General features: G+C 63.5%; 21 protein-coding genes, 1 tRNA gene and 3 pseudogenes. 15 read left to right on the top strand and 10 right to left on the bottom strand.

The features are described from left to right. Nucleotides 1-12: 12 nt before the first annotated feature. Nucleotides 13-288 (top strand): annotated as a pseudogene (locus V1278_RS37090) (DUF3592 domain-containing protein); the annotation flags it as partial. A 23-nt stretch (nucleotides 289-311) separates the two neighbouring features. Here V1278_RS37090 and V1278_RS34765 read toward each other — a convergent pair. Then, the gene (locus V1278_RS34765; RefSeq protein WP_334383803.1) at nucleotides 312-719 is read right to left on the bottom strand and encodes a hypothetical protein; all 408 of its coding nucleotides are present in this window, start codon (nucleotides 717-719) and stop codon (nucleotides 312-314) included. A 109-nt stretch (nucleotides 720-828) separates the two neighbouring features. On the opposite strand from V1278_RS34765, the gene phnC reads away from it, so the two are divergent. From phnC to V1278_RS34735, 6 genes and pseudogenes are all read left to right on the top strand, one after another. Next, nucleotides 829-1,587 carry a phosphonate ABC transporter ATP-binding protein gene (gene phnC / locus V1278_RS34760; protein WP_334383802.1) on the top strand — a complete coding sequence of 253 codons (759 nt, stop codon included), beginning with the start codon at nucleotides 829-831 and terminating at the stop codon, nucleotides 1,585-1,587. Nucleotides 1,588-1,617: 30 nt separating this feature from the next. Beyond that, nucleotides 1,618-2,489: pseudogene (gene phnD / locus V1278_RS34755) on the top strand (phosphate/phosphite/phosphonate ABC transporter substrate-binding protein). Between the two features lie 4 nt (nucleotides 2,490-2,493). After that, complete coding sequence (phnE, locus tag V1278_RS34750; protein ID WP_334383801.1) at nucleotides 2,494-3,300, top strand: phosphonate ABC transporter, permease protein PhnE; 807 nt, start codon at nucleotides 2,494-2,496, stop codon at nucleotides 3,298-3,300. A 10-nt stretch (nucleotides 3,301-3,310) separates the two neighbouring features. Continuing rightward, complete coding sequence (locus V1278_RS34745) at nucleotides 3,311-4,195, top strand: NAD(P)-dependent oxidoreductase (protein WP_334383800.1); 885 nt, start codon at nucleotides 3,311-3,313, stop codon at nucleotides 4,193-4,195. Continuing rightward, nucleotides 4,195-4,320, top strand: a complete 126-nt coding sequence (locus V1278_RS34740) for a hypothetical protein (RefSeq protein WP_334383799.1) — start codon at nucleotides 4,195-4,197, stop codon at nucleotides 4,318-4,320. The genes V1278_RS34745 and V1278_RS34740 overlap by 1 nt, the downstream gene beginning before the upstream one ends. Before the next feature lies 1 nt (nucleotide 4,321). After that, nucleotides 4,322-5,200 (top strand): LysR family transcriptional regulator, encoded by an 879-nt coding sequence (locus V1278_RS34735; RefSeq protein ID WP_334383798.1) that lies wholly within the window; start codon nucleotides 4,322-4,324, stop codon nucleotides 5,198-5,200. Between the two features lie 49 nt (nucleotides 5,201-5,249). Here V1278_RS34735 and V1278_RS34730 read toward each other — a convergent pair. After that, nucleotides 5,250-5,334: transfer RNA gene (locus V1278_RS34730), tRNA-Leu, on the bottom strand. A 172-nt stretch (nucleotides 5,335-5,506) separates the two neighbouring features. On the opposite strand from V1278_RS34730, the gene V1278_RS34725 reads away from it, so the two are divergent. Continuing rightward, entirely contained in the window at nucleotides 5,507-6,043 is a 537-nt protein-coding gene (locus tag V1278_RS34725) for a disulfide bond formation protein B (RefSeq protein ID WP_334383797.1), read from the top strand. A 310-nt stretch (nucleotides 6,044-6,353) separates the two neighbouring features. On the opposite strand, the gene V1278_RS34720 is transcribed toward V1278_RS34725, so the two are convergent. Then, nucleotides 6,354-7,442 (bottom strand): AbrB family transcriptional regulator, encoded by a 1,089-nt coding sequence (locus V1278_RS34720; RefSeq protein WP_442893706.1) that lies wholly within the window; start codon nucleotides 7,440-7,442, stop codon nucleotides 6,354-6,356. Between the two features lie 251 nt (nucleotides 7,443-7,693). Between V1278_RS34720 and V1278_RS34715 the strand changes: the two genes are divergently transcribed. Further along, entirely contained in the window at nucleotides 7,694-8,164 is a 471-nt protein-coding gene (locus tag V1278_RS34715) for a hypothetical protein (RefSeq protein ID WP_334366485.1), read from the top strand. A gap of 41 nt (nucleotides 8,165-8,205) precedes the next feature. Here the strand turns inward: V1278_RS34715 and V1278_RS34710 are convergent, their stop codons facing one another. Beyond that, nucleotides 8,206-8,802 carry a TetR/AcrR family transcriptional regulator gene (locus tag V1278_RS34710; RefSeq protein ID WP_334366486.1) on the bottom strand — a complete coding sequence of 199 codons (597 nt, stop codon included), beginning with the start codon at nucleotides 8,800-8,802 and terminating at the stop codon, nucleotides 8,206-8,208. Nucleotides 8,803-8,900: 98 nt separating this feature from the next. On the opposite strand from V1278_RS34710, the pseudogene V1278_RS34705 reads away from it, so the two are divergent. The 4 genes and pseudogenes from V1278_RS34705 to V1278_RS34690 all read left to right on the top strand — a co-directional run. After that, nucleotides 8,901-9,047: pseudogene (locus tag V1278_RS34705) on the top strand (thioesterase); the annotation flags it as partial. Between the two features lie 20 nt (nucleotides 9,048-9,067). Beyond that, nucleotides 9,068-9,544: a PaaI family thioesterase gene (locus V1278_RS34700; protein WP_334384321.1), complete on the top strand. Its 477-nt coding sequence runs from the start codon at nucleotides 9,068-9,070 to the stop codon at nucleotides 9,542-9,544. 99 nt (nucleotides 9,545-9,643) lie between these two features. Further along, a complete protein-coding gene (locus V1278_RS34695; RefSeq protein WP_334369143.1) occupies nucleotides 9,644-10,429 on the top strand; it encodes a sulfite exporter TauE/SafE family protein in 786 nt (261 codons plus the stop codon). Between the two features lie 30 nt (nucleotides 10,430-10,459). Next, nucleotides 10,460-11,131: a DsbA family protein gene (locus V1278_RS34690; RefSeq protein ID WP_334366487.1), complete on the top strand. Its 672-nt coding sequence runs from the start codon at nucleotides 10,460-10,462 to the stop codon at nucleotides 11,129-11,131. A gap of 79 nt (nucleotides 11,132-11,210) precedes the next feature. On the opposite strand, the gene V1278_RS34685 is transcribed toward V1278_RS34690, so the two are convergent. The 6 genes from V1278_RS34685 to V1278_RS34660 form a co-directional block, all read right to left on the bottom strand. Next, nucleotides 11,211-11,417, bottom strand: a complete 207-nt coding sequence (locus V1278_RS34685) for a hypothetical protein (RefSeq protein ID WP_334366488.1) — start codon at nucleotides 11,415-11,417, stop codon at nucleotides 11,211-11,213. A gap of 171 nt (nucleotides 11,418-11,588) precedes the next feature. After that, on the bottom strand, nucleotides 11,589-12,662 hold the full coding sequence (locus V1278_RS34680; RefSeq protein ID WP_334366489.1) for a phospholipase: 1,074 nt from the start codon (nucleotides 12,660-12,662) through the stop codon (nucleotides 11,589-11,591). 48 nt (nucleotides 12,663-12,710) lie between these two features. Next, nucleotides 12,711-13,682, bottom strand: coding sequence for a S1C family serine protease (locus V1278_RS34675; protein WP_334366490.1), 972 nt, complete (start codon nucleotides 13,680-13,682; stop codon nucleotides 12,711-12,713). Nucleotides 13,683-13,842: 160 nt separating this feature from the next. Then, nucleotides 13,843-15,360, bottom strand: coding sequence for an AMP-binding protein (locus V1278_RS34670; RefSeq protein WP_334366491.1), 1,518 nt, complete (start codon nucleotides 15,358-15,360; stop codon nucleotides 13,843-13,845). Nucleotides 15,361-15,608: 248 nt separating this feature from the next. Beyond that, nucleotides 15,609-15,926 carry a hypothetical protein gene (locus V1278_RS34665; protein WP_334366492.1) on the bottom strand — a complete coding sequence of 106 codons (318 nt, stop codon included), beginning with the start codon at nucleotides 15,924-15,926 and terminating at the stop codon, nucleotides 15,609-15,611. Between the two features lie 117 nt (nucleotides 15,927-16,043). Further along, entirely contained in the window at nucleotides 16,044-16,970 is a 927-nt protein-coding gene (locus tag V1278_RS34660; protein WP_334369144.1) for a division plane positioning ATPase MipZ, read from the bottom strand. Nucleotides 16,971-17,265: 295 nt separating this feature from the next. Here V1278_RS34660 and groES point away from each other — a divergent pair, with 295 nt between their 5' ends. Continuing rightward, on the top strand, nucleotides 17,266-17,580 hold the full coding sequence (gene groES / locus V1278_RS34655) for a co-chaperone GroES (protein ID WP_334366493.1): 315 nt from the start codon (nucleotides 17,266-17,268) through the stop codon (nucleotides 17,578-17,580). Nucleotides 17,581-17,633: 53 nt separating this feature from the next. Then, nucleotides 17,634-19,280, top strand: a complete 1,647-nt coding sequence (gene groL / locus V1278_RS34650) for a chaperonin GroEL (protein WP_334383796.1) — start codon at nucleotides 17,634-17,636, stop codon at nucleotides 19,278-19,280. Nucleotides 19,281-19,384 lie beyond the last annotated feature (104 nt).

The following is a 19,384-nucleotide window of genomic DNA, read 5'->3' as shown; positions in this document are numbered from 1 at the left end:
GCGCGTCTTTTCATGGAAGATCCTGCAATTTTTCTCGGCCGTATTGGCAAGTTCGTCCTGATACCGGTTGGCCTGCTGCTATTGCTCGGAGCGGGCTTCAGCGTCTGGTCAACAAAAACATGGATTGCGCGCGCAATTGAAACGCCGGGGTCGGTGATCGAGATGGTGCGCATGCGCGACAGTGAGGATAAGGGGTATCTGTTTGCGCCAGTCGTGCGCTTCCAGACGAGGGACGGTCGCACCATTGAATTTCAGTCTGGGCTGCGCAGCAATCCGCCGGCTTACCGCGCCGGACAAACTGTCTCGGTTCTCTACGATCCCGATGTACCCGAATCGGCGGCCATCCGAGGCGTGCTTTCCCTTTGGCTGATGCCGATCATCGTGGCTTTCATCGGGTCGATCTTCCTGATCGTCGCAACGGTCATGATCGTGTTGATCAAGAGGGTGTCGCGGGCTTTCGACGCACCATTGCATGTCGTTGATGCAGCCAGCCCGCCAAGGCATGGCGCTGGGCTCAAGGTAACGCCAAAGGCCCGCGGCAAAGGCGGCGCCTTGTCGGTTGTGCGGATACGTTCGTGCGCAAGCGTTGATCGGCTTGCCCAGTCGAAGCCGCGTTGCAGTGAGGGCAAGTGCCGCTCGTCGGAATCAAACGACCACTGCTTGCAAAAGCCGATTTTTAGTCGAGCACGTCCGTCGAGTTCCGCCAGCAGGTCAGGCATCGGCCTGCGTCGAGCGGCGTCATCCCTACGTCATGGATCGTTGATAGCCAGACCAAGCGAACAACGAAGGCCTTTGTTCGGAAATGACGAACAGCTTCCGGATTTGGACATGCTATCACTCCAGAACGTGACCGTTACCTACGCCAACGGCGTCGAGGCGCTGCGGCCGACCACCGCCGTTTTCGAGCGGGGGAAGTTCATCGTTCTTCTCGGCACGTCAGGCGCGGGCAAATCGACGTTGCTGCGCAGCCTCAACGGGCTGGTGCGGCCGACTTCGGGTGAGGTTTGTGTTGAAGGTCGCGGATCGATCTTCGGCAGCCGCGCCCAGTTGCGGGCGCATCGGCGGCGGACCGGCATGGTGTTCCAGCAACATCATTTGATCGGCCGGCTGTCGGCACTCGACAACGTGCTGACTGGACGGCTCGCCGCGCACAGTGTCCTGCGATCGATTTTTCCGCTGCCACGCGCTGACCGCCTGCTCGCGCTGGAAGCGCTTGACCGGGTCGGTCTCGCCGACAGGGCGCTGGACCGAGCCGACCAGCTTTCCGGAGGACAGCAACAGCGCGTCGGCATTGCACGCGCCATGGCCCAGAAGCCCGAGATCGTGCTTGCAGATGAACCGGTCGCAAGCCTCGATCCCGGTACCTCCGTCCGGGTGCTTGAGGATCTTCATCGAATTTGCCGCGAGGACGGCATTACCGCGATCGTCAGTCTACATCAGGTCGATCTGGCACGCCGGTTCGCTGATCACATCATCGGGCTGGCGCAGGGGCGCGTCGTTTTCGAAGGCGCGCCGGATCAACTCGGATCGGTCACGCTCGATCATATCTACGCGACGGAACGCAAGGGCTTGGCCAAGGCGGCCTAGTCGAGCCGTCAATCTGAATGGAGAAATCAGATGATGCAACGCCGCAATTTCCTTGTCGGGTCGGCCGCGGCCGGCCTCTGCGCGCTCGCCGCTCCGGTGTTTGCCGCCGACAAGACCAGCCCCGATAAGCTGCGGATCGCCCTGCTGCCTGACGAAAATGCATCGACGATCATTCAGAATGCACAGCCGCTCAAGAAGTATCTCGAGGACGTGCTGAAGAAGCCCGTCGAGATCATCGTCACCACCGACTATTCGTCGATGATTGAGGCGATGCGGTTCGGTCGCATCGAGGTCGGATATTTCGGCCCGTTCTCCTACGTGCTTGCCAAGTCGAAAGCACCTGAAATCGAGCCCTTCGGTGTCGGCGTGGACAAGGGCAAGCCCAATTACCAGTCGATCCTCATCGCCAACGCGGATGGTCCGGTGAAGGACTGGCCGACATCAAGGGCAAGCCATTCGCGTTCGGTGACCGGGCTTCCACGTCGAGCCATCTTGCGCCGCGCGCCCATCTCGCCAAACAGGGGCTGATCGGCGACGCGGACTACAAGGTCGTGCATCTCGGCCAGCACGATGCTGTCGCGCGTGCCGTCGCTGCCGGGCAGGTGCCAGCCGGCGCTCTCTCGGAGCAGATTTATCGCGTCTTAGTCGAGACCAAGAAGATTGATCCGACCAGGATCCGGCAGCTCGCATTGTCCGAACCCATTCCGAACTATCCGCTAACGGTGCAAGGTTTTCTGAAACCCGAGCTCAAGGAGGCTATCAAGCGGGCATTCCTTGATCTGAAGGATCCCGCCATTCTCAAGCTGTTCCGCGTTGAAGGCATCGCGACCGCAACCGACAAGGATTACGACGTGTTGCGCGACATGGCGAAAGTGCTCCAGCTCGACGTAGCCAAGCTGTAAAAAGATGAAATCGGTTTCCCATACGTTCGACGCCATTCTTGAGGAGCAACGCCGCTCCGCCTTGCGCGGGGCGGGCCTCGTCGGCTTGATCGTCGCTGCGTGCGTCGCAGCCCTGGCGGCCACCGGCTTCTTCGACGCGCAACGGTTTCTGGAAAGCGGGCCGGCGATTGGTACGCTGGCCTCCGAAATGGTGCCGCCGGATTTCAGCCGTTGGCAGTCATGGCTGCGGCCGCTTCTGGATACGCTTGCGATGTCGATCGCCGGCACCGCGCTCGCAGTGGCCTTCTCCCTGCCGCTCGCCCTTCTGGCTGCGCCCAATACAAGTCCGCACCCAATTGTTTATCTGGCCGTGCGGACATTCCTCGCTTTCCTGCGCTCGGTGCCGGAGATCATCCTTGGCGTTCTGTTTGTCGCGGCGGTCGGTTTCGGCGCGCTGCCCGGCGTCCTTGCGCTGGCGCTGCATTCGGTCGGCATGGTTGGCAAGTTCTATGCCGAGGCCATCGAACATGTCGATCCCAAGCCGCTGGAAGCGGCTCGCGCCGCGGGCGCGACGCCGTTACAGGTCATCCAGCACGCTGTTCTGCCGCAAGTCCTGCCGCAACTCACCGATGTTACGATCTACCGGTGGGAATATCACTTCCGGGCTTCCGCCGTGCTCGGCATCGTCGGTGCAGGGGGAATCGGCTTCGAACTAATCTCGGCGCTGCGGCTACTGAATTACAGCCAAGTGTCGGCCATCCTGCTTTCGATCCTCGCCTGCGTCGTCATTGTCGACAGCGTCGGCGCGTACTTGCGAAAATCGCTCAAGTAATAGTCTCCCGATGACAGAATTGCCGCTTATTGTGCTGACAAACCGGGTCTTCCCCGAGACGCGCGTCGCGTTCGAAGGCGTTGCTCGCGTCGTTGCCAACGATGGGCCCGAGCCATGGAGCTATGACCAGGTAATCGAACGCTGCAGGGAAGCGGCCGGGCTCATGGCATTCATGACCGATTGCGTCGATCGCGCCTTTCTCGCGCGATGCCCGAACCTGAAGGTTATCGGCGCCGCTTTGAAGGGCTATGACAATATCGATGTGGATGCGGCAAGCGAACGCGGCGTCCAGGTGACAATCGTGCCGGATCTTCTCACCGAGCCGACGGCTGAACTGGCCATCGGACTGATGATCGCGCTTGGACGGCATATTCCGGCCGGCGATGCCGGAATTCGCACAGTGGGATTCGCTGGCTGGCGGCCCCAGCTTTACGGCACGGGCATCGACAACTCGACGGTGGGAATCGTCGGGTTCGGCCGCGTCGGCCAGGCCATCGCGCGCCGGCTCTCGGGATTCGGCTGTCGCATCATTGCGTATGACGCCGAGCCGTTCGAGAGCCCCGGTGTCGAGGGAATGGCGTTGGAGAACGTGCTGGGGCTCGCCGACTTCGTGGTGCTGGGCCTGCCGCTGACCGAATCCACCACCGGCCTGATCGACGCCGAAGCGATCGGCCGGATGCGGCGCGGGGCGCTGCTCGTCAACCCCGCGCGCGGTTCGCTGGTCGATGAAGCGGCCGTAGCCGATGCGCTCGAGAGTGGTCAGCTCAGCGGATATGCCGCCGACGTTTTCGAATGCGAGGATTGGGCGCGGCAGGAACGGCCCGCAACGATCGACGCAAGGCTGATTCGGCCGGGCGCCCGGACCGTGTTGACACCACATCCGGATCGGCCGTGATGTCGGTGCGTCGCGAGATCGAGTTATCCGCTGCGACCAGCATCATCGAGGCGCTCGCCGGCAAGGTGCCTGGCGGGCTCATCAACAGGCCGGTGCGCCTAGGAAATCCTGCATTGACCGCATGAAATGCTGAACCTGACCCATGCTCGCTCGTTCGTCACGGTGATCGCCGCCCGCGGCGTTCGTGCGGCCGCGCGCCAGCTCGATCTGGCGCCTTCCACCATCGTGGATCACATCCGCCAGCTTGAAGAAGTCTTGGCTGCGCCGCTGGTGGTACGGCAGCGTGGCGGCGCCATGCCGACCGATCAAGGAGCGCGCTTCCTTCCACTGGCACGCTCGCTGGTCGAGACGGCCTCCCGCGTGCGCAGCCTAATTCATCTCCCGGTGCTGCGCCTGGCGGCATCGAGCAACGTCGGCACCTATCTGCTGCAGCCCCACATTGCAGTCTTTCGGCAGCGTGCCGGCGTTCCCGTCGAACAATGGATTGGATCGAACGCAGATGTCGCCGCCCGTCTGGAGCGGGGCGAGGCTGATGTTGCAGCGATGGAATGGTGGGACGGCAGGCCCGGCTTTACCGCGCGCACCTGGACGAGGGAGCCACTCGTCGTCATCGTCGGACCTGATCACCGCTGGGCTAGGCTTGGCTCCGTATCCGTGGCCGAACTGCAAGGCGAGCCGCTGCTGGGCGGTGAATCCGGGACCGGCACGGGGTATCTGCTGCGTCAGCAACTCGGTCCACTCGCGAAATCTTTGACCATCATTGACGGTTTCGGCAATACGGAGGCTGTCAAGCGCGCAGTCCGCGCCGGCCACGGTGCGTCGATTGTCATGGAAGCGTCAGTTGCTGACGAAGTCGCTACAGAGCAGCTCGCCGCGCTTCGAATTGAAGGGGCCCAACTCGCCAAGGAGATCAAGCTGATCGTTCCCGAGTCCTTGCCGCCTACGGCTCCGGCGATGGCGATGTTCGAGGCGTCGCTAAGCTGGGAGCGCGGCCTTACCATTTAGCCGTCGCTGTCGGCCGCCTGCCTAGCCGAAGCTGCAAAGCAGCGAAGCGTGGTGCCCCTGGCCGGAATCGAACCAGCACTCCTTGCGGAACTCGATTTTGAGTCGAGCGCGTCTACCAGTTCCGCCACAGGGGCCTTCGGACGCGAGGCCCGGAGGCCGGTGCGGCGAAGCCGGCGGAATATAGCGGGCGGCGCTTCCGGGTCAACCCGCGTGGAAGTGATTGTGGTGTGTCTCGACACCTGGGCGGTGGCGGGATAGGAGGCTGATGCCTATTTTGAGCATGAACCCATGCTCCGGAGCACATCCGTGACGTCAGATGCCCTCCATTCGTCGCACGCGCGCCATCCCGCCGATCCGGTCGTCGTTGCCGCACTGGCGATCGCGGTCGTCGCCGCGGCGACGCTGGCTGGCGCCTGGTTCTTCCAGCTCGTGCTGGATATCCGCCCCTGTCCGCTCTGCCTCGAACAGCGCTACGCCTATTATCTGGCGGTCCCGCTCGGCCTCGTGATCGCCTTTGCCGCGTCGCGCGGGGCGCCGCGGCAGGTAGCGCTGGCCGGGTTTGCGGTGCTGCTGTTGGCGGCGCTCGCCAATGCCTGGCTCGGCGGCTATCACGCCGGCGTCGAATGGCAATTCTGGCAGGGCCCGACCGATTGCTCCGGCCCGCTGGCCGACCTCGGCACCGCCGGCACGCTGCTGCAGCGTCTCGACACGGTGAAGGTGATCCGCTGCGACGAGGTGCAGTGGCGCTTCCTCGGGCTCTCGCTTGCCGGCTACAACGTGCTGATCTCGCTGGCGATGGCGGCGATCGCCATGTGGGGCATCGTGTCGGCGAAGCGGGCGTAGCTCGGTCGCAGTAGTCGTCGTCCCTGCGAAAAACAGGACCCAATCACCAGCCTACATTGTCGAAGGGCAGCCGTCGCCCCTTGTGCCCTTTGCGCGGGCCGCGGTGTATGGGCCCCTGCGTTCGCAGGGGCGACATGTTGAGAGGTCCTCGCCTCGATCCCGTCGTCCCTGCGAACGCAGGGACCCATAACCACGACTGTTTGTTGTGAGAAGAAGCCGTCTCGCGTAGCGCCATTTCCGCAAGCGGTGGCTATGGGGCCCTGCGTTCGCCGGGACGACGAGCGGATCGGCCGCAAAAAATCGACCTCATCTAATCGTCCACGTCCTCCTGCGGGCGGCCGAACAGGTGCACGATGCCGGGCGTGGTGATCGAGACGAACACGAAGCGCGACAGATGATGGGCGCCGACGAAAATCGGATCGATGTGCAGCGTCAGCGCCAGCGCCAGCATGGCGTCCATCGCGCCCGGCGCAAAGGCGACCACGACGTCGGCGAAGCGCACAGAAGTGCTCAGCACGATCACCGTGACGAAAATGGAGGAGATGAGAATCGCGACCGCAAACGAGCCGAGCCCGGCATTGATGTGGCTGAGCAGCGTCGACTTGCTGATCCGCGCAAAGCGCGTGCCGATCACGGCGCCGATGCCGACCAGCGCCACGCCGCGCATCCAGGGCGGCAGGCCGCCCTCGATCAGGCCGGTGCCGTGCAGCGCGGCGGAGGCGATCATCGCGCCGAACATCCAGCTCGCCGGAAACTTTGCCAGCCGAAGCAGCAGCGCGACGGCGAGGGCAGCGGCGGCCAGCACGACGAGCTCGAGCGGCGAGGCGACGACGAGGCTGATCAGCTCCATGGGCGCGCTCTGCGCGACGCCGGTGAAGGCGAGCAGCAGCGGCAGGGCGGCGGTCAGGATGATCACGCGCATGGTCTGCACCACGGCGATTGCCGCGACATCGGCGCCTTTCTCGGCGGCAAGCATGGTGATCTGCGACAGCGCACCGGGACTTCCCGCCAGCAGCGCCGAGGTCTGGTCCCAGCCGTGCACGCGCTGCAGATAGAAGCTCGAGCCGAAGGTCGAGCAGAACGTCGCCAGCGCCAACAGGCCGATGGTCAGGGGATAGGCGCTCATGTGCTGGATCAATTGCCGCGACACCAGCGAGCCCAGCGTGATGCCGAGCAGCACCAAAACGCTCTGCGTCAGGATCGCCGGCATGGTGACCGGCCGCCCCGCCAGCGCGGCGACGCCCACCGCAGCCATCGCGCCGGAAATCAACCCACCCGGCAGGTTGAGCCACAGAAACAAGAGGCCGCCGGCGGCGCCGACGACAAGCGTCTCGAGCGTGCCGAGAATCTTGGCGCGATCGGCCATAGCGGAGGATATCGAGGCGGGGATCAGGCTCACGCCGCCTTATGGCAAATCCGCTTGCACCGGACAAATGCGTCACGCGATTGCAGCAATGCGTGGCTAGCGTCTGCACAATGCCTGCACAAACGTCCCGTAGCGTTGGCTGAACACGGGCTGAATGCCACGACGAATCGCGCCTCTTCGCCGTCAGAAAATTTTTACCGCAGGGTTCGTCCGATGCGTTGTCGCAAGCTGTGGTTGCGCTAGGATGGGCACCGCAGATGACTACTGCCCTAAGGAGACCAGGGATGACTATTCAGGCAAAAATACTGGGCGCGTGTGCGCTGTCGGCATTGGCTGCGTTTGCGATGACCTCGCAGGCGAATGCCCTGACGGCGCAGGAATGCAGCGCCAAATACCAGGCTGCGAAGGCCGCCGGCACGCTCGGCGGCCAGAAGTGGAACGACTTCCGGAAAGCCCAGTGCGGCGCCGACGCCGCGCCCGCTGCCGCCGCTGCGGCTCCGGCCGCCGCGCCGAAGGAAGAGAAGACGGCTGCCAAGAAGGAAGCCGCACCGGCGGCGCCGTCCGGCCCCGCAACTTTTCCGAGCGCGGTCGACGCAAAATATTCGAAGGAGACGGCGACGAAGCAGCGCTTCCACACCTGCCTCGATCAATACAACGCCAACAAGGCCAGCAACGCCAATGGTGGGATGAAGTGGATCCAGAAGGGCGGCGGCTATTACAGCGAATGCAACAAGAAGCTGAAGGGCTCGGCCTAGCCAGCAATCGACGTGGGCGCGGCCGGAGGTTTCGGCCGCGCCTATATTTCGCGGAGCAATGTTTCGGCCGACTTCGCCACCAGTTGCGCGCGCTTGCGCTGGCCGCGTTCGAGAAACAGCAGGCTCTGCCCGAACACGAAGCAGTAGAACAGGAACGCCTGCGCGTCGGCCTCCTCGGCCGCCAGTCCCGTCGCGCGATAGAGATGCCCGACATTCTTCAGCCGCGCAGCGTCCACGCTCGCCACCGCATTGGCTGCCAGCTCGTCGGAGCGGGCCCATTGCCGGATCGCCAGTTCGACCGCCATGGCCTCGGTGTTCATGCGCTCGGAATAGAGCGCGATCAGCGCCTTCAGCCGCTCGCGCGCGGTCGCGCCGTCGAGGCTGGTCTGTTTCTCGATCGCGGCGATGCGGCCCGCGCTCCAGTGCTGCAGCATGGCGTCCAGCAGAGCCGCGCGGTCGCGGAAGCGGCGGTAAAAACCGCCCTTGGTGACGCCGAGGTTCTTGGCCAGCACCTCGACCCGTACGCCCTCGACGCCGGTCCGGGCGATTTCCTCAAAGCCGGCCTCGATCCAGCTCTCGTGGCGAACCTCGCCGGCGCGCGCCTCTCCGGTTCGCGCCGCTTCTTTGGCATTGCTCATGGTCCGGTCCCACCGAGTGTCGATACGGTACCGTATTGCTAACCTGGAGAGGGCCTGATACGCTACCGTATCAAGAAACAAAAGAGCGGGAGCAAACGATGGAAACGGACGCGACCTATCGCGGCACGGTCTATCCGTGGCAATGCGATCATGTCGGGCACATGAACATCATGTGGTATGTCGGCAAGTTCGACGAGGCGAACTGGAATCTGTTCGCCCGGCTCGGGCTGACAATGCGGCATCTCGAACCGGCGATGGCGTGACCATGCCGCGCTTCGAGCCGAAGAACCCGGATTATCGCGCGCTCGCCACCGCCATGTTCGAGCAGCAGCGCGCGATGAAGACGCTCGGCATTTCGATCGCGCGGCTGGAGCCGGGCGAGGTCGATCTCGCGATGGATTATGCGCTCGACCTCACCCAGCAGCACGGCTTCATCCACGCCGGGATCATCACGGCCGCGCTCGACAATGCCTGTGGCATCGCCGCCTTCACGCTGATGCCGCCGGGTGCGGGGATTCTCACCGTGGAATTCAAGACCAGCTTGCTGGCGCCGGCGCGCGGCGAGCGGTTCGCGTTCCGCGCCAGCGTCGTCAAGCCCGGCCGCACGCTGACGGTGTGCGAGGCCCGCGCCTATGCGGCGGATGACGGCAAGGAGACGCTGATCGCGACCATGACCGGCACGCTGATGGCGCTGACCAGCCGCGAGGGCGCATCGCCAGAGAGGGGGCATGTCGCAGCCTGATCGGCTGATGCGCATTGCAGTGCAGCTTTGTGCTGCGGCCATGGCGATCTGCAGAAAATTCTTCTATGGTTGCGCCGTGCAACTGAGTCTTTCAACTTGATCATCTCCACGGCGCAAGGTGTGCTGGGACTGGCGTCGGGGATGCTGGTCGGCTTCTCGCTTGGCCTAGTCGGCGGCGGCGGCTCGATTCTGGCGGTGCCGCTGATGGTCTATGTGGTCGGCGTGGCAGAGCCCCATATGGCGATCGGCACCAGCGCGATTGCGGTGGCCGCCAACGCCGCGCTCAACCTGTCCAACCATTCGCGCGGCGGCACCGTGATCTGGTCCTGCGCGCTGATCTTCGCCGCGGCCGGCATGGCCGGCGCCTTCGGTGGCTCGATCCTCGGCAAGATGATGGACGGTCAGCGGCTATTGGCGCTGTTCGCGCTGGTGATGATCGTCATCGCGCTGTTGATGCTGAAGACGCGCTCGCGGATCGGCATGCCTGACGTCAAGGTCTCGATGGCGAACATGCCAGCTATCGTCGGCCTCGGCCTCGCCACCGGAACGGTGTCGGGATTCTTCGGCATCGGCGGCGGCTTCCTGATCGTACCGGCCCTGATGCTGGCGACCGGCATGCCGATCATGAACGCGGTGTCCTCCTCCCTGGTCGCGGTCACCGCATTCGGCCTGACCACGGCCGCCAGCTATGCCTGGTCCGGGCTGGTGTCGTGGGCATTGGCGGGACTGTTCGTGGCGGGCGGCCTCGCCGGCGGACTGGCCGGCACGCGTTCGGCGCGGCACCTCGCCGAGCGCCGCGGCGCGCTCAACATCGTGTTCGCCGTGGTCATTATTGCCGTGGCGCTCTATATGCTGGCGCGTAACATATCCCTATCTCAGCCGTAGACAGGAAATGCGGCCCTTGGCGAGACCCAGATGAAGCGATTGAATAATCCGGCCGGGACGATCCCAGGCCCGACGCGGCGCGAAGCGCTTGGCTTGCTCGGCGCGGGCGTGGCCCTGTTCGGCGCGGGCATGTCGCGTCCGGCGTTCGCGCAAGGCGACGACATCCTGACCGAAGCCCTGGTGCTCCGCGACCCCGACGCTCCCGCGACCGGCAATCTCGACGGCGACATCAACATCGTCGAATGGTTCGACTACAACTGCCCGTATTGTCGCAAGATCGCGCCCGAGATCCAGCAGGTGGTGCAGGACGACGGCAAGGTCCGCCTGGTGCTGAAGGACTGGCCGATCCTGGGCGACGTCTCAAAATACGCGGCGCGGGTGGCGCTCGCCGCTAAGTATCAGGACAAATACCTGCCGGCGCACGAGGCGATGATCGGCGTCAGTTCGAAATTGACCGAACCGCGCATCCGCGAACTGGTGGCAGGCGCCGGCATCGATATGGACCGTCTCAACCGCGACCTCACTTCGAATGCGAAGGCAATCGACACCATTCTCGCCCGCAACCACGATCAGGCGGTGGCCTTCGGATTCAAGGGAACGCCGTCCTTCATCGTCGGCAAGTTCCGCGTGCCGGGAATCCTGACCATGGCGGAATTCGAGATGGTGATTGCCGACGCGCGCAAGGCGAAGAAAAGCAATTAGCTAGAGCGCCAAAACGCCGTCGTTCGGGACGACGGCGTTCGAATGTTACGATTGATCTCGCCAGGAGATTATCAAGCAATTATCGCGACGAGAGCTTGACCCAATCGTCGTGAGCGCGCGTTTTCAGCGCCTTCCAGTCCTCTGCCACGACATCCCAGTTGACGAGGGTGCGATTGGCCTGCGCGACCTGGCCGCTGGCGACGCTCGACGTCCGCATGGAATCGTAGACATAGACGCCGAAAACTAGCAGCAGCGCGCCCAAAATCATTCCGACAAACGTCCGCATGCGATACCTCCGTGACCGCTCACTAACGCGCAAGACGAGGGATGGTTCCCCGATCTAGGATCGCGCCTTCGGCGGCGCCGGGCGGGGAGCCGAGGCGGAAGGTGCCGCCCCCGTGGCTGTGCCGGTCGCCATCAGCTTGCGACGAGATTGTGTCGGCAGCATCATCGGTGGTCAGGCATGGCTGTTCAGCCATTGCAATATCTCTGCATTCATCTCGCGCGGATAGGTGTGGCTGAGATCGTCGAGCTCGCGATAGATGACGTTGGCACCAGCGGCCGACAGCGCTTGGGCTGTCTGCCGCGCCACCTGTACAGGAAACATCCAGTCGAGCCGGCCGTGCACGATGTGAACAGGCAGGCCACGTAGCCTGTCGGCATCGGCCATTTCGGCCATCAGCGGATGAAACGTTGCCGAGACCGGCGCGAGGTGAGTGAAGGGCGAGGCGCTCTCGAATCCCGTGACATAGCAGAACGTGCCGCCGTCGCTCATCCCGGTCAGCAGCATCCGCCTGGGATCGACGTTCCAGCGTGAGCGTACGGCGTCCATGATGCGCATCAAATTCGGCGTGTCGGTATCGTCGCCCATCAGCGCCCAGGTCGAGCCGGTCGCGGTCGGGGCGACCAGGATCGCGCCGCGGCTGCGGGCATCGCGCAGCCAGCTCCACAGAAAGCCGCGGCCATTGCCGCTGCCGCCATGCAGCGCCATCACCAGCGGAAGCGCGCGGTCGGGGGTGTAATGTTCCGGCACGTAGGCGGAGAAGCCGCCGCGGCTGCCCGACTCGTTATGATCGTGAAAGACGCCGGTATTTGGATTGGCTGGCGCCGCCAGCCGCGCCGCGAGATCGTCGTCGTCGCGCAGCGACGGGTCGACGAAGAACTCGCTCACCGGCGGCAATTTTGTAGCCAGCGCATATAGTGCCTCCTGCGCACGCGGAGCGTAGCGAAGTGCGCGAAACACGCTAACGAGATCGCCATTGCCATTTTGCACGACGCGCAGAGCAGCGAACGCGGCGAGCGCCGCATCGCTCGCCGCGTCGAGGGAGGTCTTGATATCTGCGAACTCCGCCGGCCATTCTGCGAGCTTCGACCGAACCGCGCGCAAGGCCTCGTCAGGCTGGCCTGCGGCCTCCATCACGCGGTCGAAATCGGGCGGGTTCAGGTAGCGCGCGATAAAGCCGAGGGCTTCGAGCGACTGCAGCAGTGGCGGCAGCACGGCCACGATGTCGTCCACCACGGCCTCACTCATCACGCCATCCCTTATTGCAATGCAGCCTCAATCCAGTGAAGTCTTCATCTAGTGAAGTCTTGGCGCCTTCAATAGCGTGGCACGGTCGGTCGAAGCCAGCACCACGTCGAAGGTGAGGCCCTCGTGGTAGACCGTGAGCGGTACGTCGACGCCGGCGCTGCCGAGCGACCAGAGCTTGCGATAGAAGCCGGTCTGGCTGGTGATCTTGTCGCCATTGACAGCGAGAATGACGTCGCCGGTCTTCAGTTCGGCGAGTGCCGCGGGTCCCTTGCCGGCGATGCCGACCACCACGACGCGGTTGTCGATTTCGGTGGTGAACATGCCGAGCCACGGTCGCGCCGGCTTGTTGACGCGGCCGAATTTTCTGATGTCATCGAGTACCGGCTTCAACAGATCGATCGGCACGATCATGTTGACGTGCTCGGCCTTGCCGTCGCGCTCGCGTTCAAGCTGCAGCGAGCCAATGCCGATCAGTTCGCCGCGGCTCGAGATCAGCCCGGTGCCGCCCCAATTGGGATGCGCGGGATGGGTGAAGATCGCCTCATCCAGCAGATATTCCCAATAGCCCGCGAATTCCTGTTTTGCCGCGATCTGGCTGGCGACCGAGCGCGTGCGCCCGCCCGCGCCGCCGACCACGACGCGGTCGCCGATCGCAGCAGTGGCCGAAGAACCGAACGGCAGCGGATCGAGGTCAAGGTCGCCGAGCGCTTGCACCAGGCCGAAGCCGGACTCGAAATCGAAGCCGAGCGCGTGGCCTTCCACCACGCGGCCGTCGCTACGGTGCAGCCAGACGGCCTCCGCCTCGGTGATGAGGTAGCCGATCGTCAGCACCAGCCCGTCATCGATCACGACGCCATTGCCGGCGCGTTCGGTGCCGAGCGTCTCGGCGCTGAACGCATCGGGTGGAATGATCGAATGTAGCCCGACCACCGACGACAGGGCTTTGTCGAGGTCGAAGGCGTAATCGCCCGGGCGCGGCTGGTTTGCGGGCGGCACTCTCCATTCGGTCAAAGAAGGCATGGATGGTCTCCTGGCGAACCGGAGCGCGTTTCGGACGAAAGCGCGGGAAATTCATCACAGTCTATGCTGCAAACGGCCGTCTTGAAAGTGTCCCCCAAATGGGCCGGTATGCGACTTATAAGGCGGGCAGATTCACAATTGTTCCAGGGCCAGTTAAGGATCATTCCACATTTGCCCGCGCGCGGGCCGGCACAATCCGGAAATCGCGGTTCTCCTTCAACCAGCCGACGCGTTCGTCGCGCAGCAATGTGCGGCGGACCTTGCCGGAATCGTCGCGCAGGCCGACATCAACGGCCTCGAAACTTTCCGGGTGCTTGTAGCGGCTGAGCCGGTCGGCCAGGAACGCAGCCATGCCGTCGGCGATCGCCTTCGCGTCTGCGCCCCGGTCGAGTTCGAGGATAGCGTGCACGCGCTGCCCGAACTCGGGATCGGGCAGGCCGACCACGACGCAGGAGCGCACATCGGGATGCGCCGATACCGCAGCCTCGACTTCGGCCGGATAGATGTTGGCGCCGCCGCGCAGGATCATGTCGGCGAGCCGGTCGCCGAGATAGAGATAACCTTCTGCGTCGAGCCGGCCGATGTCGCCGAGCGATTCCCAGCCGTCAGGCCGGCGCTTCGGCTCGGCTCCGAGATAGTGATAGGTGGAGCCCGGGCCGTCATTGGGCAGGAAATAAATCTCGCCGGTCTCGCCCGGCGCTACATCGTTGCCGTCCTCGCCGATGATCCTTAAGCGACAGGTATCGCCGATCTTGCCGACCGAGCCGTGGTGTTCGAGCCATTCAACGCCCGATATGATCGTGGCGCCCTGTGCTTCGGTGCCGCCATAGAGTTCGTAGATGCGCTCGGGGCCCAGCCACTCGATCCATTTTTCCTTCAGCCATGGCGGCATCGGCGCGGCCATGTGAAACACGATCTGCAGGCTCGACAAGTCGTAGCAGTTGCGCACCTCCTCGGGCAGCGCCCAGATTCGGTGCATCATGGTGGGCACGAAATTGACCCACTGTACCCGGCTGGCCTCGATCAGGCGCAAGCATTCCTCGGCGTCGAATTTGACGAGGCCGGTGACGCGTCCGCCGTTGAACAGCGCGGTGTGCGAAACGATGAAGGGCGCGTTGTGGTAGAGCGGGCCAGGGTTGAGCACGGAAGCGCCGAGTGGCATGCCAAGCGCCGCCGGTCCGGCGGTATCGACCACGGCGGGCCGGTGATCGAGGATCACCTTGGGCCGCCCGGTCGAGCCGCCACTGGTCATCGCCTTCCAGTAGCGTGCTACCGGATTGGTTACCGGCTCGTCCGAAAAACCTTCGGGGACGAAATCGGCGGGCAGCGAATTCGGCGCATTCCAGTCCGCCTGGCCGCCGACCACCAGCGATGGCTTGAGGATATCGAGCACGGCTGCGGCCTCGCCGCGCGGCAGCCGCCAAGTCAGCGATGTCGGTGTCGCGCCGCACTTCCAAACCGCAAACGTAGTTTCGAAAAACACGTTGCTGTTGGGAAGTCCGATCGCGACGAAATCGCCGGGCTTGACGCCCTTGGCGGCGAAGGCGCGGGCGCGGCGGTTGGCGTTGCGTTCGAGCTGCTCCCAAGTGATGGCATCGGCGCCGTGACTAACCGCGATCGTATCCTTCGGCTTTCGTTCGGCATACCAGCGAGGCACGTCGGCGATAGGAATGAGCATGGGACGTTTCCGTTGGAGCGTTGATGTCGCTCTTGTGGTTGTGACGAGGCGGGCGCCTCAAAAAACTATCGTGACAGAATTGGACGGTTGAGTGAAGGCGCCGCTTGCGTTCCAAGATTGCGCGCGCCGCCTAGTCCTGCCCAACCGCTCCTCAAGGAATTCGACGGATCGGCGCGCGGCGCGAAAAGAAAAGGCCCCGCCTCGGCGGGGCCCTTCCAACGCAGGCGTCGGGCTTCTACGCGATGGGCTCACCAGTCGGAAATGCCATAACCGACTTCCGTGGTGTAGCCGTAGGGTCCGTAGTCGACAGGCACCGGCGCGCCAAACGCAGGGTTCGGCACATAGGCCCGACGGCTGACCACGACGGTGCGTGGCCGCACAATCGGCGGTGCCGCGACAACCGGCGCCGGTGCGACGTAGACGCTGCCGGGAGCCACTGCCACGGGATAGGGGTCGACGTATCTATCGACATAGATTGCCTGCGCGGATGCACTGGTGATGCCAAGGGCCAACGAGCCGGCGATCGCCATGCCGGCCATCGAGCAAATGCGCGACTTGTTTGTCATGTTCCGCAATCTCCTTTGCTGCTTGTTACGGCTTCCAACGAACCCACACCGCGCACGGGCGTTCCGGTGCTCACGAAGTTTTTTGGACGCAGGCTCCGTAATGACGCGCCCCCCCGCTCACGGACCGGCCAGGATCTCGGTATCCAGCGGGCTGTTGTGAGAAGCAAACCATTCGGCGCGAAGCACTGCACGGCGGCGACCGCGATCGTTGATTGGCAGCTTCAACGCCTCGATCAGGCCCTGAACCTCGCGGCGCGCGGGGAGACGAGATGTCTCCTCCCCGTCGGTGTCGGGCATAGTCTCGCTTAGCTCGTCCAGCGCGGTGAGCCCGCGGGGAAAAAGATCGCGATACATCGCCCGCTCCTGAAGGCCAGTCGCGGCCCGGAAACCTGCATTGAGAGCCAGTTCCTGCAAGCAGCCGCAAAGAACCGGGGCGGTAGATGATCGTTGCGCCGAAATGCGATTGCGCACGACCACCCAATCGATGAGGGCGCCGTCAACCGGCCGGCGATGCCGGCGTATCTCGCGCACCAACTCGCCGTAATGGCCGACCCCGGTGACCGTCAACGTAACCGGATCGAGTGTCGCCAGCACGTCGAGGTCGAGAAAACTGTCGTTCAGCGGCGTCACCAGGGTGTCCGTGATCGAATGGGCGAGCCGCATCAGGTAGCTGTCATGCGGGGGCGTATCGATCACGACGAAGTCATGGCGATCCTGCGCGGCGGCAACGGCCCGCTGGAAATCGGAGCATTCGGCGGCCTCGTTTTCAGCCACCATGGGGCCTTCGACGCGTGCGATGCAGAAATGCGTCGGCAGTTCCAGATCGACCTGGCTCCGCCGCGCCCAACCGCGCCGGCTCTCGATGTAGTGGGTGAGGGTCCGTTGCCGCCCGTCGAGGTCAATGGTTGCGACGCGCTGGCCGGCCTTCAGCAGCGCAACGGCAACATGCATCGCGATTGTGGTTTTACCCGAGCCGCCCTTCTCGTTTCCGACCACGACCACATGCGGCGACGGGCGCAATTGATATGTAGGCGCGGTAAGCACGGCTGCGCCTCCACGAACCGTCGGTTGCTTTTCAAGCCTGCTCAGGACGGGCGCTCTGCAAAGGCGCGGCAGTCCTGTGCGGCAGGCAACGACATAACAGACGCGTGGAGCCGTTTGTTCCTGGAACGCCTGCAACCCCCGCTGTCGTCAATCATTTTTTTGCAAGTCCCTTGAAGCGCAATTCTGACCCACCTAGGTCGCATGTGTCAGCCGTAGACTTCCGCCTGTCGCAGACTTCCGCCTGTCGACGGCTGTGATTTCCTGTCATCTCCACAAGCAGCCGAGGAGGAGCGCAATGAAATTCCGTCCGCTTCACGATCGGGTAGTCGTCAAGCGCATTGAGGCCGAGGAAAAGACTGCCGGAGGCATCATCATCCCCGATACCGCCAGGGAGAAGCCGCAACAGGGGGAGGTCGTGGCGGTCGGCCCCGGAGGGCGTGACGAGGCCGGCAAGCTCGTTCCGATCGACCTTCAGGTCGGCGATCGCGTGCTGTTCGGCAAATGGTCGGGCACCGAGGTCAAGATCGACGACACCGAGTATTTGATCATGAAAGAGAACGACATCATGGGCGTGCTGGTGGAGTCCGGCGCCAGTCGCAAGGCCGCTTGAAAGCCCGCCCGATGTAATGGGTAACCGATGAACAGTATCTTAGGAGCAAGACCATGGCTGCCAAGGAAGTCAAATTTTCGGTCGATGCCCGCGAGAAGATGCTGCGCGGCGTCGACATTCTTGCCAATGCGGTGAAAGTAACGCTCGGCCCGAAAGGCCGAAACGTCGTTCTCGAAAAGTCGTTCGGCGCGCCGCGCATCACCAAGGACGGTGTCACCGTCGCCAAGGAGATCGAGCTCGAAGACAAGTTCGAGAACATGGGCGCCCAGATGGTGCGCGAGGTGGCGTCCAAGACGTCCGATCGGGTTGGCGACGGCACCACCACGGCCACCGTGCTTGCCCAGGCGATCGTGAAGGAGGGAGCGAAGGCTGTCGCCGCAGGCGTGAATCCGATGGACCTCAAGCGGGGTATCGACCGCGCTATCGATGCCCTGATAGGCGATATCGAGAAGAACTCGAAAAAGATCACATCGAACGATGAGATCGCGCAGGTTGCAACCATTTCGGCCAACGGCGACGCCGAGATCGGCCGCTTCCTCGCCGACGCCATGAAGAAGGTCGGTAACGACGGTGTAATAACAGTCGAGGAGGCGAAGTCGCTGCAGACCGAGCTTGAAGTGGTGGAGGGCATGCAGTTCGACCGCGGCTACATCTCGCCCTACTTCATCACCAACGCCGAAAAGATGCGGGTCGAGCTCGAAGACCCCTACATTCTAATCCACGAAAAGAAGCTGTCGGGACTGCAGCCAATGCTGCCGCTGCTCGAATCCATCGTGCAGTCAGGCAAGCCGCTGCTCATCATTGCCGAGGACGTCGAGGGCGAGGCGCTCGCCACCCTCGTCGTAAACAGGCTGCGTGGCGGATTGAAAGTCGCGGCGGTGAAAGCGCCCGGCTTCGGCGATCGTCGCAAGGCGATGCTCCAGGATATCGCGATCCTTACCGGCGGCACCATGATTTCCGAGGATCTCGGTATCAAGCTGGAGAGCGTGACCATCAAAATGCTCGGCCACGCCAAGCATGTGAGGATCGATAAGGAAAATACCACGATCGTTAACGGCGGCGGCAAGAAGGCTGACATTGAAGCTCGCATTACCCAGATCAAGGCCGAGATCGAGGAGACCACCTCCGACTACGATCGTGAGAAACTCCAGGAGCGGCTTGCCAAGCTCGCGGGCGGTGTCGCGGTGATCCGTGTCGGTGGGGCGACCGAGGTGGAGGTAAAGGAGCGCAAGGACCGCGTCGACGACGCGCTGCATGCGACCCGCGCGGCAGTCGAGGAAGGCATTTTGCCCGGCGGCGGCGTTCCCCTGCTCCGCGCCGGCAAGGCGCTCGACAGGCTGAAACCAGCCAACGAGGACGAGCGCTATGGCGTCGAGATCGTCAAGAAAGCGCTTTCGTGGCCGACCCGCCAGATCGCGATCAACGCGGGCGAGGATGGTTCGCTCGTGATTGGACAGATCCTGGATAAGGATACGTACGCCTTCGGCTTTGATGCCCAGACCGGCGAGTTCGGCAACCTGATCTCAAAGGGGATTATCGATCCCACCAAGGTGGTGCGAACCGCGCTTGAGGACGCAGCATCGGTAGCTGGCCTACTCGTCACCACGGAGGCAATGGTTGCTGAACTTCCGAAGAAGAAGTCGCCGCCGACAACTCCGGGTGCGGGTGCGAGCATGGCCGATATGGATTACCAGATCTAACTCGGGAGTGATTGGCGCGTCTTCGACCGCGCCAATCATCGTTTCGTCGGCGATGGGTATCTCGCTCTACGAATTCTGAACCGCTCCGCCTATGGATCGGGGCT

The organism is Bradyrhizobium sp. AZCC 1577 (genome assembly GCF_036924575.1).
In the GTDB taxonomy this organism is placed as follows: domain Bacteria; phylum Pseudomonadota; class Alphaproteobacteria; order Rhizobiales; family Xanthobacteraceae; genus Bradyrhizobium.
This window is presented reverse-complemented; position numbering and strand designations above follow the sequence as displayed.